Annotated in this window: 11 protein-coding genes; 5 read left to right on the top strand and 6 right to left on the bottom strand. The window is 66.5% G+C overall.

The genetic code is table 11. The annotated features are described in order from the left end of the window. Positions 1–247: 247 nt before the first annotated feature. Positions 248–2,926: a bifunctional diguanylate cyclase/phosphodiesterase gene (locus V4T21_RS15435; RefSeq protein WP_332718430.1), complete on the top strand. Its 2,679-nt coding sequence runs from the start codon at positions 248–250 to the stop codon at positions 2,924–2,926. Positions 2,927–3,082: 156 nt separating this feature from the next. Here V4T21_RS15435 and hrpB read toward each other — a convergent pair whose 3' ends face one another. From hrpB to V4T21_RS15415, 4 genes are all read right to left on the bottom strand, one after another. Continuing rightward, positions 3,083–5,536 (bottom strand): ATP-dependent helicase HrpB, encoded by a 2,454-nt coding sequence (gene hrpB, locus V4T21_RS15430; RefSeq protein ID WP_332718427.1) that lies wholly within the window; start codon positions 5,534–5,536, stop codon positions 3,083–3,085. A gap of 227 nt (positions 5,537–5,763) precedes the next feature. Further along, on the bottom strand, positions 5,764–6,483 hold the full coding sequence (locus V4T21_RS15425) for a copper homeostasis protein CutC (protein ID WP_332718425.1): 720 nt from the start codon (positions 6,481–6,483) through the stop codon (positions 5,764–5,766). Between the two features lie 192 nt (positions 6,484–6,675). Continuing rightward, positions 6,676–7,590 carry an ROK family protein gene (locus V4T21_RS15420; protein ID WP_332718423.1) on the bottom strand — a complete coding sequence of 305 codons (915 nt, stop codon included), beginning with the start codon at positions 7,588–7,590 and terminating at the stop codon, positions 6,676–6,678. Between the two features lie 288 nt (positions 7,591–7,878). Next, positions 7,879–9,390 carry a helicase HerA domain-containing protein gene (locus V4T21_RS15415; protein ID WP_332718421.1) on the bottom strand — a complete coding sequence of 504 codons (1,512 nt, stop codon included), beginning with the start codon at positions 9,388–9,390 and terminating at the stop codon, positions 7,879–7,881. 176 nt (positions 9,391–9,566) lie between these two features. Between V4T21_RS15415 and V4T21_RS15410 the strand changes: the two genes are divergently transcribed. After that, positions 9,567–10,088 carry an NUDIX hydrolase gene (locus V4T21_RS15410; RefSeq protein ID WP_332718419.1) on the top strand — a complete coding sequence of 174 codons (522 nt, stop codon included), beginning with the start codon at positions 9,567–9,569 and terminating at the stop codon, positions 10,086–10,088. Between the two features lie 100 nt (positions 10,089–10,188). On the opposite strand, the gene V4T21_RS15405 is transcribed toward V4T21_RS15410, so the two are convergent. Together V4T21_RS15405 and pcaQ are read right to left on the bottom strand one after the other, a co-directional pair. After that, positions 10,189–11,688 carry an inorganic phosphate transporter gene (locus V4T21_RS15405; protein WP_332718417.1) on the bottom strand — a complete coding sequence of 500 codons (1,500 nt, stop codon included), beginning with the start codon at positions 11,686–11,688 and terminating at the stop codon, positions 10,189–10,191. Between the two features lie 169 nt (positions 11,689–11,857). Next, positions 11,858–12,772, bottom strand: a complete 915-nt coding sequence (gene pcaQ, locus V4T21_RS15400; protein ID WP_332718415.1) for a pca operon transcription factor PcaQ — start codon at positions 12,770–12,772, stop codon at positions 11,858–11,860. 322 nt (positions 12,773–13,094) lie between these two features. On the opposite strand from pcaQ, the gene V4T21_RS15395 reads away from it, so the two are divergent. The 3 genes from V4T21_RS15395 (at position 13,095) to pcaF (ending at position 16,050) form a co-directional block, all read left to right on the top strand. Next, entirely contained in the window at positions 13,095–13,940 is an 846-nt protein-coding gene (locus V4T21_RS15395) for a CoA transferase subunit A (protein ID WP_332718413.1), read from the top strand. Positions 13,941–14,068: 128 nt separating this feature from the next. Further along, entirely contained in the window at positions 14,069–14,848 is a 780-nt protein-coding gene (locus V4T21_RS15390; protein WP_332718411.1) for a CoA-transferase subunit beta, read from the top strand. Further along, a complete protein-coding gene (pcaF, locus tag V4T21_RS15385; protein WP_332718409.1) occupies positions 14,848–16,050 on the top strand; it encodes a 3-oxoadipyl-CoA thiolase in 1,203 nt (400 codons plus the stop codon). The genes V4T21_RS15390 and pcaF overlap by 1 nt, the downstream gene beginning before the upstream one ends. The last annotated feature ends 47 nt before the right edge of the window (positions 16,051–16,097 follow it).

Raw genomic sequence — 16,097 nt, 5'->3', positions numbered from 1 at the left:
GCTCTTTTCCTGCGCAGCTCCGACGATGCAAAGTGCAAGGCACTTTGCTGCTCGCTGCGGAACCGTATTTGGCGGTTTCACAATGAGACGGCGCATGAATGACTGCTGGGGACATAGGGTTCTTATCGTACGGATTTCTTAACCAGAAACAGCATGAGTGGCCGGGAGAGGCTGGGAAACGAGCGTTTAAAGGCTGCGTTAAGTCCTGCGGTTTTAACAGTGGAGCAGAGAGATTTTGGGGGCCGCCGTGGCGGACAGGGCGCGGACAGTGATGAGCGGAATGGGGCGCGCCGTGTTTCGCGCCAGCAACATTTCGACGTTGATCGCGCTGATCGTCATCGGCATCGCGGTTTTTTACGCCGAGCATCAGAGCCGCGAAGTCTATGAGCAGTCGCAGCGCACCATGGTGCTCGACAAGGTGGCGCTGGTCAGGGCGCAGCTCGAAGGCAAGGTCAATTCCAATCTGCAACTCGTCCACGGGCTGGTGAGTGTCATCGCCAACGAGCCGGACATGGACCAGACGCGGTTTTCGGCGCTGGCGGCGTATCTGATGGCGCAGGAAAACCAGCTCATCAACATCGCGGCGGCGCCGGGGCTGGTGGTGGAGATGGTCTATCCGGTGGCCGGGAACACCGCGGCGCTGGGGCTGGACTACATGACCGATGCCGCCCAGCGCGACACGGCGGTCGAGGCGCGCAATTCGCGCGGGATCGTGCTGGCCGGGCCGCTCGATCTTGTGCAGGGCGGGACGGGGTTTATCGGGCGGTTTCCCGTTTATCACACCGAAGACCAGGGCCGCGAAGTGTTCTGGGGGATCGTTTCGGCGGTGATCGACGCCGGGCGGCTCTATGACGAAAGCGGGATCACCGGGCTCGAAGACGAGATAGCGATCGCCATTTCCGGGCGCGACGGGAAGGCCGACGCGGATGGCGTGTTCCATGGCGACGCGGCCATTCTTGCGGGCGATCCGGTGCGCGCCGAGGTGGCGTGGCCCTCGGGCGGCTGGACGATATCGGCGGCGCCGCTGGGGGGCTGGGGCGCCGATCCGCCCAATATGACGATCCAGCGGCTCGGGATGGGGCTGGCGGCGGCGCTGATCCTCATTCCCATCATCCTGATGGGCCGGCTCAACGAGGAACGCCGGCGACGGATCATCGAGCAGCGGCGGCGCGAAACCGAGCTGGCGCGCGTGTCGCGGCGGCTCGAACTGGCCATGGCCACGTCGCAGATGGGGGTGTGGGACCTCGACATCGCCACGGGCACGCTGGGCTGGGACGCGCGCACCAACGAGATTTTCGGGCTCCCCGCCGATGGGGAGCCCAGGAACTATGCCCATTGGGCCGATCGGTTGCATCCGGACGATAAAGAGCTGGCCGAGCGCGAGTTTCACGAGGCGATAGCCTCGGCGAGCCCATATGTCTCCAATTTCAGGATTTTTACGCCTTCCGGCCAATTGCGGCATGTGCGGGCGCTGGGTTCGGTCTATCAGGACAAGGGCGAAGCGCCACGCCTTGTGGGGGTGAATTGGGACGCAACGCTCGATGCCGAGCTTTCCGAAGCGCTGATGCGGGCCAAGACGCAGGCGGAAGCGAAAAATTTCGAGCTGGAAACGGCCAAGGCGCGGATCGAGCACAATGCGATGCACGACCCGCTCACCGGGCTGCCCAACCGGCGCTATCTCGACCATATTCTCGAAATGCACACGCGCGAGAGCGCGGGCGCGGCGGGGCATGTGTCGATCCTGCATATCGACCTCGACCGGTTCAAGCAGATCAACGACACGCTGGGCCATGCGGCGGGCGATGCCATGCTGATCCACGCCGCCCATGTGCTCAAGGCCTGGGCGCGGCCCAGCGATTTCGTGGCGCGGATCGGCGGGGACGAATTCGTGATCCTGTGCATCGGCAGGAAATCGGATACCGAACTCAAGGCCCTCTCCGAGAGGATCATCGCGGCGATGCGCAAGCCCGTGACCTATCAGGGCCATGAGTGCCGGTTCGGGGTTTCGATCGGGATCGCGGGCGGGGACGTGACGGCGACGCCGGCCACCCAGCTTCTGGTCAACGCCGATATCGCGCTTTATCGCGCCAAGCGGCAGGGGCGCAGCCGGGCGGAGTTCTTTTCCGAGGAATTGCAGGCCGAGATCGTCACCGCCAAGCGGGTGGCCGACGATATTCTGGCGGCGCTGGAAAACAACGAGTTCGTCGCCTTCTATCAGCCGCAGGTGGACGCGAAAACGTTCGATATCGTGGGGATGGAGGCGCTGGCGCGCTGGAAGCACCCCACGCGCGGCATGCTGGCGCCGGACGCGTTCATGGCGGTGGCCGAGGAGCTCAACGTCGTGGCGGCCATCGACAAGCTGATCCTCGAACAGGCGCTGGCCCAGCACAGGGAATGGACCGCCGCCGGGCTGCCGGTGCCGCGGGTGTCGGTCAACGTTTCGGCGCGGCGGCTCAACGACAAGGGGCTGATCGGGACGCTGCGCAGCCTCGACATCGCGCCGGGGACGGTATCGTTCGAGCTTGTCGAATCCATCTATCTCGACGAGCGCGACAGCCTGGTTTCCTGGAACATCGACCAGATCAAGGAATTGGGGATCGATATCGAGATCGACGATTTCGGGACGGGGTACGCCTCGATCGTGAGCCTTTTGCAACTGCGGCCCAACCGGCTCAAGATCGACCGGCAATTGGTGATGCCGATCACCCAGTCCGAGGAGCAGCGGCGGCTGGTGGCGTCCATTGTCGAGATCGGGGCATCGCTGGGGATCGAGGCGATCGCCGAGGGCGTGGAAACGCGCGAGCATACCGAGCTTCTGGCCGAGATGGGGTGCGCGGCGCTGCAGGGCTATTTCATCGCGCGGCCGATGGCGGCGGAGCGGGTGAGTGAGTTTTTGGCCGGGGAGCGGTGGCGGGTGGCGGGGTAGGCTGCGGCCTATGGATGATCGGGCTGGCTCAGCGCACCCCTCATCCGCCCCTTCGGGGCACCTTCTCCCTCAAGGGAGAAGGGTAGCTCGTTGCGAGCGTATGGAAAAACTTGAGAGTTGTGGGGAAGGTGCCTCCCCTCGAGGGACGGTGGGAAGTCACTGGTCTCGCGGTTTCGCGCGGCTGGTGGGGTGGGCCGAGAGAGGATCGTCGGGCCAGGGGTGCTTGGGGTAGCGGCCCTTGAGGTCCTTGGCGACGTCGCGCCAGCTGCCGCGCCAGAAGCCGGAGAGGTCGCGGGTGGTCTGGATGGGGCGGTGGGCCGGGGAGAGCAGCGAGAGCAGCAGGGGGATTTTGCCGTTGGCGATGGCGGGGTGGGTGTCGAGGCCGAACAGTTCCTGGACGCGGATGGCGAGGACGGGGCCATTTTCGGCGGCGTAGTCGATGGGGATGCGGCTGCCCGAGGGGGCGTCGAAATGGGAAGGGAGGAGACGGTCGATTTCAGCGCGGCGGTCCCAGGGGAGAAGGTCGAACAGCGCGGCCGAGAGGTGATCGGGGGTGATGGCGTCGAGGCGCGAGAGGCCGGCGATGTGGGGGACGAACCAGGCGGCGCCATCCTGAGCGAGGGCGGCATCGGAGAGGTCAGGCCAGGGTTCGCCCAATGTCCGGTTGAGGAAACTGGCGCGGTTGCGCAGGGTGTTCTGGTCGCGCGTCCAGGGCAGCTTTTCGATGCCGAGCTGGGCTATTCCGCCGGCGAGCATGATGGCGGCGGCATCGGGGTCATCGATGGCGGCGGGGCCGTCTTCGAGGCGCAGGGCGCCGAGGCGCCGCTGGCGGCGGGCGCGGACGGCGCGGGCGGCGGGGTCGAAGGCCAGATCGGTGGCGGTTTGGATGTGGGAGGCGAAAATCTCTTCGATGGCGGCGCGGTCGATGGGGCATGCGGCGCGGATGAAGGCGCTGGCGGCGGCGCCGGTCATTTCGGTGACGACGAGTAATTTTTCGCGCGCGAGGCTGTCGGTTTCGTCAAGCCGCGCCTGTCGGCCATTGGCGAGGCGGAACCGGCCGGGGGCGGTTTGCTGGGCGACGCGATCGGGATAGGCGCGGGCGAGGTGGCGGCCGAGATCGGCACCGCTCGCCTGCCCTGCCCCGCCGGCCGATTTAGCCCAGCGGGCGGCGAGGGATTTGGCCTCGGCGGCGCGTTTGGAGGTGTCACGGCGAAGATTGTCGAAGCGGGTTGAGAGGTCGGTTGCGTTGCCGCCCAGGCCCACTTCGCCGACGAGCACGCCCAGGAGGGCGGCATCCATTGCCGTGCCTTCGGTCGCCGCGAGGGCGATCATGTGGCCGAGGCGAGGATGGAGGGGGAGCTTTGCCAGCAGCGTGCCGTGGGGGGTGATGCGGGCGGCGGCATCGAGGGCGTCGAGGGATTTGAGCAGGGCGACCGCCTCGGACCAGGCGGGGGCCGGTGGGGGATCGAGGAAGGCCAGCGTTGCCGGATCGGTGACGCCCCAGCCGGCGAGGTCCAGGACGAGGCCGGTCAGATCGGCCTCGGTGATCTCGGGCGGATCGAACGGGACGAGGCTGGCGGTCTGGCCTTCGTGCCAGAGGCGATAGCAGACGCCCGGCTCGGTACGGCCGGCGCGACCGCGGCGCTGGTCGGCGCTGGCGCGGGAGACGCGGCGGGTTTCGAGACGGGTGAGACCGGTGTCTGGCTCGTAGACCGGAAGACGCGAGAGGCCGGAATCGATGACGATGCGGACGCCTTCGATGGTCAGCGACGTCTGGGCGATGGCGGTGGCCAGCACGATCTTGCGGCGACCCTCTGGGGCGGGGGCGATGGCGCGGTCCTGCTCGGCGGGGGATAGCTGGCCGTAGAGGGCGGCGATATCGGTATCGGGGCCGGCGATGGCGGAGAGGGCCTCGGCGGTGCGGCGGATTTCGGCCTGGCCGGGGAGGAAGACGAGGATGGAGCCGGCTTGTTCGGCGAGGGCGCGGCGGGTGGCGGCGGCCACTGTCTGCTCGATGCGGGCGGCGGGATCGGGGGCGATGTGGCGGGTTTCGACCGGGAAGGCGCGGCCTTCGCTTTCGATGACCGGGGCATCGCCCAAAAGGCTCGCGATGGCGGCGCCATCGAGGGTGGCGGACATGACGAGGATTCGCAGATCCTCGCGCAGGGCGGTGGCGTCGAGCGTGAGGGCGAGGCCCAGATCGCCATCCAGCGAGCGTTCGTGGAATTCGTCGAACAGCACGGCGGCGATGCCGGTCAGCTCCGGATCGTCAAGGATCATGCGGGTAAAGACGCCTTCGGTGACGACTTCGATGCGGGTTCTGGATGAGATTTTGGTATCAAGCCGGACACGGTAGCCGACGGTTTCGCCGGTCTGTTCGCCGAGGGATTGGGCCATGCGGCGGGCGGCGGCGCGGGCGGCGAGGCGGCGCGGTTCGAGCATGACGATCTTGCCATCGCCACGCCAGGGGGCATCGAGCAGGGCGAGAGGGATTCGGGTGGTCTTGCCGGCGCCGGGCGGGGCGACGAGGACGGCGCGGGTGTGGGTTTGCAGCGCGTCGGCGAGCCGGGGGAGGATGGCATCGATGGGGAGCGGGGCGGCGGCGTGCATGGGGGTGTTTAGCAGGTGGGGGGCGGGTTTGGCATGGGGTTTGCTCGATTTTGTGAGGAAGCTTCGGCAACTGACGATAGCGAGGGTGGGGATAAATTTCGGCGGGGATTTGTGTTGCCAGCTCAGCGCACCCCTCATCCGACCTTTCGCTTTCAGCGAAAGCCCACCTTCTCCCTCAAGGGGAGAAGGGAAACCGGGGCAAGCATCCGGCACTGAAGGAGTTCGTGCTAGGATCGGCTGGTCATCGCCGCCTTGAGCATCGCGACCAGTGCGGGATCGGTTTCTTTCATGTCCGGCGTCACATAGCCCAGGTCGGTGGCGCGGCTTTGGGGTGCATTGATTTTGCGACTGGCGGAGGCGTGGAGGTCGGTGATGCCGAGAGCGAGGAAGGTGGCGACGGTTTCGGGGGTGACGCCGGAGCCGGGCATGATGGCGATGCGGCCGGCGGCGTGGGCGATGATGCGTTTGAGGTTTTCGAGACCGTCGATGGCGCGGGGAGCGCCGCCCGAGGTGAGGATGCGGTTAAAGCCCAGCGCGATGGCGTCGTCGACGGCGCGGGGCAAATCGGGGGCGAGGTCGAACGCGCGGTGGAGGGTGAGGTCGAGGGGTTTGGCGCGGGCGATGAGGCGGGCGAGGGTTTGGGTGTCGAGGGCGCCGTCGGGGTGGGTGGCACCGAGGACGACGCCGGGGAGGCCGGCGTTTCGGGCCGCGTCGATATCGGCTTCCATGGCGGCGATTTCGGGATCGGAGAAGACGAAATCGCCGGCGCGGGGGCGGATCATGGCATGGACGGGAATCGGGGCCTTGGCGGCGAGCGCCATGAGGCCGGGGGACGGGGTGAGGCCGCCGACCGAGAGGGCGGAACAGAGCTCGATCCGGTCGGCGCCGCCGGCGATGGCGGCGGAAAGGCCGGCGGGGGTATCGACGCAGATTTCGAGGGTGGTCATGGGCGGCCTCGCGTGTTGAGGGCGTCCCTATCGGCCATCATTCGACGTTTTGGTGAGCGGAGAGTCAGCGCACCCCTCATCCGACCTTTCGCTACGCGAAAACCCACCTTCTCCCTCAAGGGGAGAAGGGTAGCCCTTGGCAAGCGTTTCGGAACGTCAAATTCGCTGCGTGCAGGATGGGTCAGGACAATTTCACGCATAGGCGAACCGGTCGAGACCCAGAAGGGCAGCGCCGACGAGGCCGGGTTCCGGGCCCGATTGAGCCGGGACGATAAGGGGGCGGTCGAGCCGGCGGAGGATGCGGGAGCGGACGGCTGTGTCGAGGGCGGGGATTAGGCCGGGAGCACCGGCCATGCCGCCGCCGGTGGGGACGATGGACGCGCCGGTGATGTTGATGGCCAGCGCCAGCGGATCGGCGATGAGATCGACGTAGATCTCGATGGTGCGGGTGGCGGCGGGGTCGCCGCCGGCCCAGCCTACGACGATTTCGCGGCTGTCGCGGAAAACGCCGGTCAAATGCATGTGCAGCCTTTCGAGGCCACGGGCGCCGCCGATGGTATCGACGCACCCCTTGCGGCCGCAGCCGCAGGGGAAAGGGGGGATTTCGACGGGTGGGGTGCCGGCGGTGGCGGCGAGGATGGTGGCGTGGCCCCATTCGCCGGCGTATCCGCCGCGCCGGTTGGCGAGGCGGCCATCGACCACCAGGCCGCCGCCCACGCCGGTGCCCAGGATGATGCCGAAGACGACATCATGCCCCTGCCCTGCCCCGAGCCCGGCTTCGGCGAGCGCGAAGCAATCGGCATCGTTGGCGATGGCGACGGGGAGGCCGAGCGCGGCTTCGAGCGCGGCATCGAGGACGCGGCCGTCGATGCAGGGGATGTTGGCGCAGATCATCGAGCCGGTGTCGATATCGGTGACCCCGCAGATGGAGATCGAGACGGCCTCGGGGTGGGTTGGGACGGCGGAGAGGATGCCGCGCAGGGTTTCGACGAAAGCGGCGAAATCATTGCGCGGGGTTTCGATGCGGGCCATCTGGGCGATGGCGCCGGGGTCGTCGGTCCATGCGGCTTTGATGGCGCTGCCGCCGATGTCGAGTGCGAGGATCATGAGGGGGAAAGTAGCGGGCGCGGAGATGGGGGCAAGGGGGAGATTTCGTCAAAAGCGGAGAATTGGGGATGGTTCCATGCAGCGATGGCTGGCTGGGCAGGCGCCGCGCACCCCTCATCCGACCTTTCGCTTTTCAAGCGAAAGCCCACCTTCTCCCCTTGAGGGAGAAGGTGGGCCTTTGGCAGCGTTTCGGCAAAAACGCCAATGCCGCCAGGGGATGGGGGTGAGGGGTGCGCCGAGGTGGCGACGCCAAATACGGTGCGGGCGCGAGCGCTGTGCCCCTACCCCCTACTCCGCCGCTGCCCTTCCATCGGGGGTTTCGGCGGGGGCGGTGGGGTCGCCGGGGGCGGTCTCAGCTGCGAGGTCGGGAAAGGCGGCGATGCGGCGGCCGGAGAAATCCTCGCGCAGGACGATCAGCCCCCGATCCTCGAAATAGGTCAGGAGACGCCGGGCGCGGGAGGCGGAGTGGGAGCCGTAGGCGCGGGCGAGCGTCGCGTCCGAAGGACAGGGGAGTTTTTCGACAGCGGCGCGGGCGACGATCAGGAAGACACCCTGCACATCCTCGGGGAGCGTCTTGGCGAGGTCGAGGGCGGCCTGCCAGCCATCCGATTGGGCGGCGTCGGTATCGACGCCGGCGCGGGCGACGGCGAAGCGGCGCTTGAATTCGTTGAGGTCGGGCGGAGTGCCGGGGACGCGGCGGATGCGGCAGCGGACGAGGAAATCCTGATAGAGCACGGCGACAGAGCGGAAGCTGGCGTCCGGGTCTTCGAGGATTTCGGCGAGGACGGCATCGATCAGCACGGCGCGTTCGGCCTCGTCGATCTCGGGGAAAAGCGAGGTGGGCTCGGGCTCGGCGCGGGGCGCGGGCTGACTCAATTGGGCGAGGATATCGGCGGTGGGGCGCGGGGCGGGCGAAACGGCGCGGCGCGGGAGGGGGCGCAGTTCTTCTTCCGGGCTGGGGGTGAAGATCAGGTCCGCCGCGTCGGCGCCGGTTTCGGGGAGCGGCATCAATTTGGGCGAAGTCGAGCGGGCGCTGGTTTCGACGGTGCCGATCCGGATGGGGAGCGGGCGGCGCGAGAGCGCGGGGCCCAGCGCGACGAAATTGCCCTTTTGCAGATCGCGGAACATTTCGGTGCCGCGCCGGTCCATGCCCAGCAGATCGCCGGCGCGGGCCATGTCGATATCGAGGAAGGTGCGACCCATGAGGAAGTTCGACGCTTCGGCGGCGACGTTCTTGGCGAGCTTGGCGAGGCGCTGGGTGGCGATGACGCCGGCAAGGCCGCGCTTGCGGCCACGGCACATGAGGTTCGTCATGGCGCCGAGCGAGAGTTTTCGCGCGTCGTCGGAAACCTCGCCGCCGGCGGCGGGGGCGAAGAGCTGGGCTTCGTCGACGACGACCAGCATGGGATACCAGAAATCGCGATCCGCATCGAAAAGCCCGCCCAGGAACGCGGCGGCGGCGCGCATCTGGTTTTCGGCCTCCAGCCCTTCGAGCGAGAGGACCACCGAGACGCGGTGCTGGCGGATGCGGCCGGCGATGCGGGTCAATTCATGCTCGGAGCGGTCGGCTTCGACCACCACATGGCCGAATTTGTCGGCGAGCGTCACGAAATCGCCCTCGGGATCGATGACGCATTGCTGCACCCATGGGGCGCTCTGTTCGAGGAGGCGCCGCAGAAGGTGCGACTTGCCCGAGCCCGAATTGCCCTGGACGAGCAGGCGGGTGGCGAGGAGTTCCTCGAGATCGAGCCGGGCGGACGTGCCGGTATTTGTCGTGCCCATGTCGATTTCGACGGTCATCGCCTGTGCCTGCCCGGGTGCGAAAGAGGGATTCGCGCGTAAAGCGCGCCTGGGCATCATAGCATCGGGCACCGGCCACGAAACAAGCCCGTATGCGAAATATTCACCAAGAGCTTGGGAACTATGCCGACTCAGGCGAAGAGACTACTCTGACCCGCCCTTACTGGAGGCTCCCGATGTTCAAGCGCCTCTTTTCCCTGTTCAACCGAAAACCCGTCGAACGCGACGGGCCGCAATTTGGCGCCCTGCCCTATGCCATTGTGGACGGGCATCTGGTGGTGCTGCTGGTGACCTCGCGCGGGCGCGGGAAATGGATTTTCCCCAAGGGGCGGCTGATGGAAGGCAAGACGGGTTGGGAAACCGCCGCCATCGAAGCCTGGGAAGAGGCCGGGGTGGAAGGCGAAATCGAGACTACGCCGATCGGGCATTATTTTCTGCCGGTGACGCCGGAGCGGCCGCGGCCGATTGAGGTCCACATCTTTCCCCTGCTGGTGACCGAGCAGCGGGAGGACTGGAAGGAGAGCGGCCAGCGCCATCGGCATTGGGCGGTGCTGAAAGAAGCCAAGCGGTTGATCACCCATGAGGGGCTGGCCGATGTGGCCGTGGCGCTGGGACAGCGTGAGGCCAAGGCCGGAAGGGTGGACGAGGCGACGCTGGGCGGGCGGGCTTTGCCGCGATTTGCCGAAGCGCGGAAGTGATGCTTCGGTGCCTTTGGTGGGCGCTGCGCTGGATTCCGGGAACAAGCCCCGGAATGACAGGGGGTGGCGCGCGGCGTGCCTATCGCCCCGCCCCCCTGCCCTAGAAGCGGAAGACGAGGCGCATGGCGGCGTAGATGAGGGCGGCGAGGAGGGCTGAGACGGGGACGGTGACAACCCAGGCGGCGAGGATGGTCGCCAGATGGCTGCGGCGGACGAGATGGCGGCGGCGGCGCTTTTTGAAATTGGCGACGGCGGCCTCGGGCGTGGGGTTGAGGTGGCTGGTGCGCAGGAACACCCCTTCGGGGCTGACAACCGGGCGATAAAGCGAACCGTTGGACATGCGTTCGCGGAAAAAGCCGACACCGAAGATCGAGCCGATGGCGATATGGGTCGAGGACACCGGAATGCCCAGCGCGGCGGCGACCAGAACTGTGGTGGCCGTCGATAGTGCCACGCAAAAGGCGCGGATTTCATTGAGCCTTGTGATTTCCCCGCCCACAGTGCGGATGAGGCGAGGGCCGAACAGCATGAGCCCGAAGGCGATGCCCAGGGCGCCGATGGCCATGACCCAGTGTGGGACCGGGGCGAGCGCCCCTGCATCGCCGGCCGCCGCGCGGGCGATGGCGGCGAGCGGGCCGATGGCGTTGGAGACATCGTTGGCGCCGTGGGCGAAGGACAGGAGAGCCGCGGCAACGATCAGCGGCAGGCGGAACAGCGTGCCGATTTGCTTTTTGGACTCCTCGACCTCTTGGGTGCGCGCCGCGACCCAGGGACGGGCCAGGAGCCAGGCGAGGAGAGCCAGGGCGGCGGAGACCAGAACCACCATGGGGACCGGCGGCGTCCAGACCCGTTCGAGGCCCTTGACGGCCATATAGGCGGTGAAGATGCCCGCCATGGCCGAAACGAAAATGGGGACCCAGAGCCTTGCCGCATCGAGCCGGTCGGGGGCGGACAGGATCGTCTGCTTGATGACGAGCAGGAAGGCGGACGCGATGAGGCCGCCCATGACCGGGGAAATGACCCAACTGACAGTGATGGCGGCCATGGTCGGCCAGACGATGGCTGAAAAGCCGGCGGCTGCGATGCCCGCCCCCACGATGCCGCCGACCACCGAATGGGTGGTGGACACCGGCGCACGCACATAGGTGGCGAGGTTGATCCAGAGCGCGGAGGCCAGGAGGCCCGACATCATGACCATGATGAAGGGCATGGTGCCCAGATGGGTGCCGGGGGCGACGATATCGCGCGAGATGGTTTCGACGACATCGCCACCGGCCAGGAACGCGCCCGCCGCTTCGAAAACGGCGGCGATGGCCAGCGCCACCCCCATGGTGAGCGCGTTGGCGCCCACGGCGGGGCCCATATTGTTGGCGACATCGTTGGCGCCGATGTTGAGCGCCATATAGGCGGCCAGAACCGTCGCGACGACGACAAGGGAACTGAGGGGCCCCGACGTGACCGCGAAGGCGGCCCAGATCAGCGTGGCAAGAATGAAGACCAGCGCAAGGCCCGGCGCGGCCATGGCGCGCGCAACATCGTCGGTGGCCCGGGAGAGCTGGCCGACGCGTTCGAGGTCCTTGTCGATGGCGGGTTTGGGCATGGCCTGGTGCTAGAGCATTTCAGTGTTTAGCGGAAACGCGGAAATGCTCCAAATCCTTATGCTTTCGCGCTTGGTTTGTGAGACATGGGGCATAGCGGAGCGGAGGCCAAATGACCACACCCATGTTGATGAGAAGGTGGCGGGAAGATTCTCGGTCGGGAGGTTCCGTTTATCGGCCGGCGAGGTCGCGCAATTGGGCGATGAGCGCGGCGGCGGGGAGATCGAGCTGGGAGCCGGCGCGGGTGGTGATGCCGATGGCGCCGACGCTGGCGGACATGTCGATGGGAAGGGCGAGGAGCGCGCCCAGCTCCAGATCGGCGGCGACGACCGAGCGGGAGATGAACCAGACGGCATCGGTCAAAAGCGCGTAGGCGCGGGCAAAGGAGTTCGAAACCGTTTCGATTTCGCGCGGCAGCCGGGTGATGCCGGCGGCAAGGAGAACCGATTCCACTGTGTTGCGGATGATGGCGCCGCGCGGGGGGACGAGAGCGGGGAAGGGTTCGACAGCGCGCAGGGTGGGATCGGGCTCACCGAGCAGCGGGTGGGACGGGCGCACGGCGAGGACGAGAGGTTCGGAATAAAGGTGCTCGAAGGAGAGGCCGGCCATGACCTCGGGAGCGGGCATGCGGCCGACGACGAAATCGATCGACCCAGCGCGCAGCATGGAGAGAAGATGCGGGCTGGGGCCGCTTTCCACATGCACGCGGCTGGCGAGCGGGCCGGCGGCGAACCGGGCGACGGCGCGGGGGACGACATCGACTTCGGCGGTGGGCAGCGCGCCGAGGCGGACGACCGTATCGGCGCCCTGGGCGTGGGAGACGGTTTCGATGCCCTGGCGCAGGGCGGAGATCGCGGCGTTGGCGTAGCGCAGGAACAGGGCGCCGAATTCGGTGAGAGCAAGCTTGCGGCGGGAACGGTCGAAGAGGGCGACGCCGAGGATATCCTCGAGTTCGGCGAGGGATTTGGAAATGGCGGGCTGGGTAAGGCCGAGGGCTTCGGCTGCCGGGAGGACGCCGCCCTGGCGGTCGGTTTCGATGAAGGCGGTGAGGTGGCGGAGTTTTATGCGGGGGTCGAGGGTGGGCATGGGTCAATTCTTCTTCAGGTGATCGGTGCCGGCGCTGCGCACCCCTCATCCGTCTCGGACCTTTGGTCCGATCCACCTTCTCCCTCAAGGGGAGAAGGGTAGCCCGTGGCGGCGTTGCGGCAAGAACTCAAGCTTTGCAACAAGTGCCCCCCTCTCCCCTTGAGGGAGAGGGGATGGGGGTGAGGGGTGCGCTGAGGCGGCCAGAAGCGCTATCTTCGAGATAACATTCTCTTTCGTTATGTATTGACCGATATTTATCATTTTACGACGCCGTTCCGCCAGTGTTTATTGAGGTATCGGTTATATTTCCGGGTGGAGAGCAATGAGCAAGGTGATGCCGCTCGATCAGGCGGTGCGGGACAATCTCAGGGACGGGGATACCGTTGCCTTCGAGGGGTTTACCCATTTGATTCCGCATGCGGCGGGCCATGAGGTGATCCGGCAGGGGTTCAAGGATCTGACCCTGGTGCGCATGACGCCGGATGTGATCTACGACCAGATGGTCGGCATGGGGATGGCCAAGAAGGTCATCTTTTCCTACGCCGGCAATCCGGGCGTGGGGCTGCTCAGGCGGATGCGCGATGCCATCGAGAACGGATATCCGCGCACCATCGAAACCGTCGAGCACTCGCATGCGGCGATGGCCAATGCCTATGAGGCGGGCGCTGCGGGGCTGCCTTGCGCGGTGTTTCGCGGCTACAAGGGCGCCGACCTGCCCAAGGTCAATCCCGACATCAAATCGGTCACCTGCCCGTTTACAGGGGAAGAGTTGGCGGCGATCCCCGCGCATCGGCCGGACGTGACCTTCATTCATGCACAGAAGGCCAATGAGAAGGGCGACGTGCTGATCGAGGGCATTGTCGGCGTGCAGAAGGAAGCGGCGCTGGCGGCAAAGAAAGTGGTGGTGACGGTCGAGGAGATCGTGCCGGACTTTGCCGGGATGCATCCGAATTTGACGGTTTTGCCGCACTGGACGGTGACGGCTATCGCCGTGGTGAAGGGCGGGGCGCATCCCTCCTATACGCATGGATATTACGACCGCGACAACGCCGCCTATCTCGAATGGGACAAGGTTTCGGCCGATCGCGAGCTGTTTGCCAAGTGGATGGACGAGAACGTGCTGGGCGCGACACCCGAGGTGTTCGCAGAGCGGATCAAGGGGCTTTGAGGATGGGTGCTCGTACATTGATGTTCGATCCCGCGGCCCTGGATTCCGGGAACAAGTCCCGGAATGACAATGGTGGGGCTGGCTGGCGCCTCGTCCTTCCCTCGATGAATGCGCAGGAGGTTTGAGAGATGGCTGATTTTACACCCAATGAAATGATGACCATTGCCGCCTCGCGGGCGCTGACGAGCAAGGATGTGTGCTTTGTGGGGATCGGGGCGCCGTCGGCGGCGTGCAATGTGGCGCGGCTGACGCATGCGCCCGATATTACGCTGATCTATGAGAGCGGCACCATCGGGACGGCGCCGGAGGTGCTGCCGCTCTCGATCGGCGACGGGGAGTTGTGCGAGACGGCGGTGACCACCGTTTCGGTGCCCGAGATGTTCCGCTATTGGCTGCAGGGCGGACGGATTTCCATCGGGTTCCTGGGCGCGGCGCAGATCGACCGGTTCGGCAATATCAACACCACGGTGATCGGGGATTACGACAAGCCCAGGGTGCGGTTGCCGGGCGGTGGCGGGGCGCCGGAGATCGCTTCATCGTGCGGGGAGATTTACATTACCCTCAAGCAGGCGACGCGCTCGATGGTGGAAAAGATCGATTTCTTCACCTCGTTCGGGCATGGCGAGGGTGGCGACCATCGCGAGCGGCTGGGGATCAAGACCAAGGGGCCGACGCTGCTGATCACAGACCTGGCGATCTGGAAGCCCGACCCCGAGACCAAGGAATTTACGGTGGTTTCGCTCCATCCGGGCGTGACGCGGGAGATGGTGCAGGAAACGTGCGGGTGGACGGTGAAATTCGCCGACAATCTCGAAGAGACCCCTGCCCCGACAGAACTGGAACTGAAAACCCTGCGCGATCTGCAGGAGCGTACCAAGCGCGCCCATGAGGGCGGAAAGGCAGCGTGATGGCTGAGGCGTATATCTGCGACTATATCCGCACGCCCATCGGGCGGTTTGGTGGAGCGCTGAGCAAGGTGCGGCCCGACGATCTGGGGGCAATCGTGCTCAAGGCGCTGGTGGAACGCAATCCATCGGTGGATTTCGAAGCTGTCGAGGACGTGATTTTCGGCAATGCCAATCAGGCGGGCGAGGACAACCGCAACGTGGCGCGGATGAGCCTGTTGCTGGCGGGATTGCCCGAAACGGTGACCGGGACGACGATCAACCGGCTGTGCGGGTCGGGGCTGGATGCGGTGCTGACCGCGGCGCGGGCCATCAAGACGGGCGAGGCCGAATTGATGATCGCGGGGGGCACTGAATCGATGAGCCGCGCGCCGTTCGTGATGCCCAAGGCCGAGACGGCGTTTTCGCGCAATGCGGAGATTTACGACACCACCATCGGCTGGCGCTTCGTCAATCCGGTGATGAAAAAGCTCCACGGCGTCGATTCCATGCCCGAGACGGGCGAAAACGTCGCCGAGGACTATAAGGTCAGCCGCGCGGACCAGGACGCCTTCGCGGTGCGCAGCCAGAACAAGGCGGCGGCGGCGCAGGAGAACGGGCGGCTGGCCAAGGAAATAGTTGCCGTCAGCATACCCCAGCGCAAGGGCGATCCGGTGGTGGTGGACCGCGACGAGCATCCGCGCGCCACGACGCTGGAAACCCTCGCCAAGCTGCCGACGCCCTTCCGCGAGGGTGGGAGCGTGACGGCGGGCAATGCCTCGGGCGTCAATGACGGGGCGGCGGCGCTGATCATCGCCAGCGAGGCGGCGGTCAGGAAATACGGGCTGACGCCGCTGGCGCGGATCGTGGGCGGGGCGACGGCAGGCGTGCCGCCGAGGGTGATGGGGATCGGGCCCCTGCCCGCCTCGGAAAAACTTATCGGCCGGCTGGGCATTTCGGCCAATGATTTCGACCTGGTCGAGCTCAACGAGGCGTTTGCCAGCCAGGGCATCGCGGTGCTGCGGGGGCTGGGGATCGCCGAGGACGCCGAGCACGTGAACCCCAATGGCGGGGCGATTGCGCTGGGGCATCCCTTGGGGATGAGCGGAGCGCGCATCGCGGGCACGGCGGCGCTGGAGATGAGCCTCAAGGGGCACAAGCGCGCGCTGGTGACCATGTGCATCGGGGTTGGCCAGGGGATTGCGGCGGCGCTCGAAGCCGTCTGATCGCCGGCCCGGTCAATCCAGACCCCGCCTTTCGTGCAAAGGCGGGG

The organism is Pelagibacterium mangrovi, from assembly GCF_036662815.1.
Lineage (GTDB): Bacteria > Pseudomonadota > Alphaproteobacteria > Rhizobiales > Devosiaceae > Pelagibacterium > Pelagibacterium mangrovi.
This window is presented reverse-complemented; position numbering and strand designations above follow the sequence as displayed.

Excerpts from the sequence above, each read along its gene's own strand:
- hrpB (WP_332718427.1), bottom strand. The coding sequence starts at position 5,536 with ATGCACGCCGCCGCCCCGCTCCCCATCGATGCCATCCTCCCCCGGCTC.
- V4T21_RS15425 (WP_332718425.1), bottom strand. The coding sequence starts at position 6,483 with ATGACCACCCTCGAAATCTGCGTCGATACCCCCGCCGGCCTTTCCGCC.
- V4T21_RS15420 (WP_332718423.1), bottom strand. The coding sequence starts at position 7,590 with ATGATCCTCGCACTCGACATCGGCGGCAGCGCCATCAAAGCCGCATGG.
- V4T21_RS15415 (WP_332718421.1), bottom strand. The coding sequence starts at position 9,390 with ATGACCGTCGAAATCGACATGGGCACGACAAATACCGGCACGTCCGCC.
- V4T21_RS15410 (WP_332718419.1), top strand. The coding sequence starts at position 9,567 with ATGTTCAAGCGCCTCTTTTCCCTGTTCAACCGAAAACCCGTCGAACGC.
- V4T21_RS15405 (WP_332718417.1), bottom strand. The coding sequence starts at position 11,688 with ATGCCCAAACCCGCCATCGACAAGGACCTCGAACGCGTCGGCCAGCTC.
- pcaQ (WP_332718415.1), bottom strand. The coding sequence starts at position 12,772 with ATGCCCACCCTCGACCCCCGCATAAAACTCCGCCACCTCACCGCCTTC.
- V4T21_RS15395 (WP_332718413.1), top strand. The coding sequence starts at position 13,095 with ATGAGCAAGGTGATGCCGCTCGATCAGGCGGTGCGGGACAATCTCAGG.
- V4T21_RS15390 (WP_332718411.1), top strand. The coding sequence starts at position 14,069 with ATGGCTGATTTTACACCCAATGAAATGATGACCATTGCCGCCTCGCGG.
- pcaF (WP_332718409.1), top strand. The coding sequence starts at position 14,848 with ATGGCTGAGGCGTATATCTGCGACTATATCCGCACGCCCATCGGGCGG.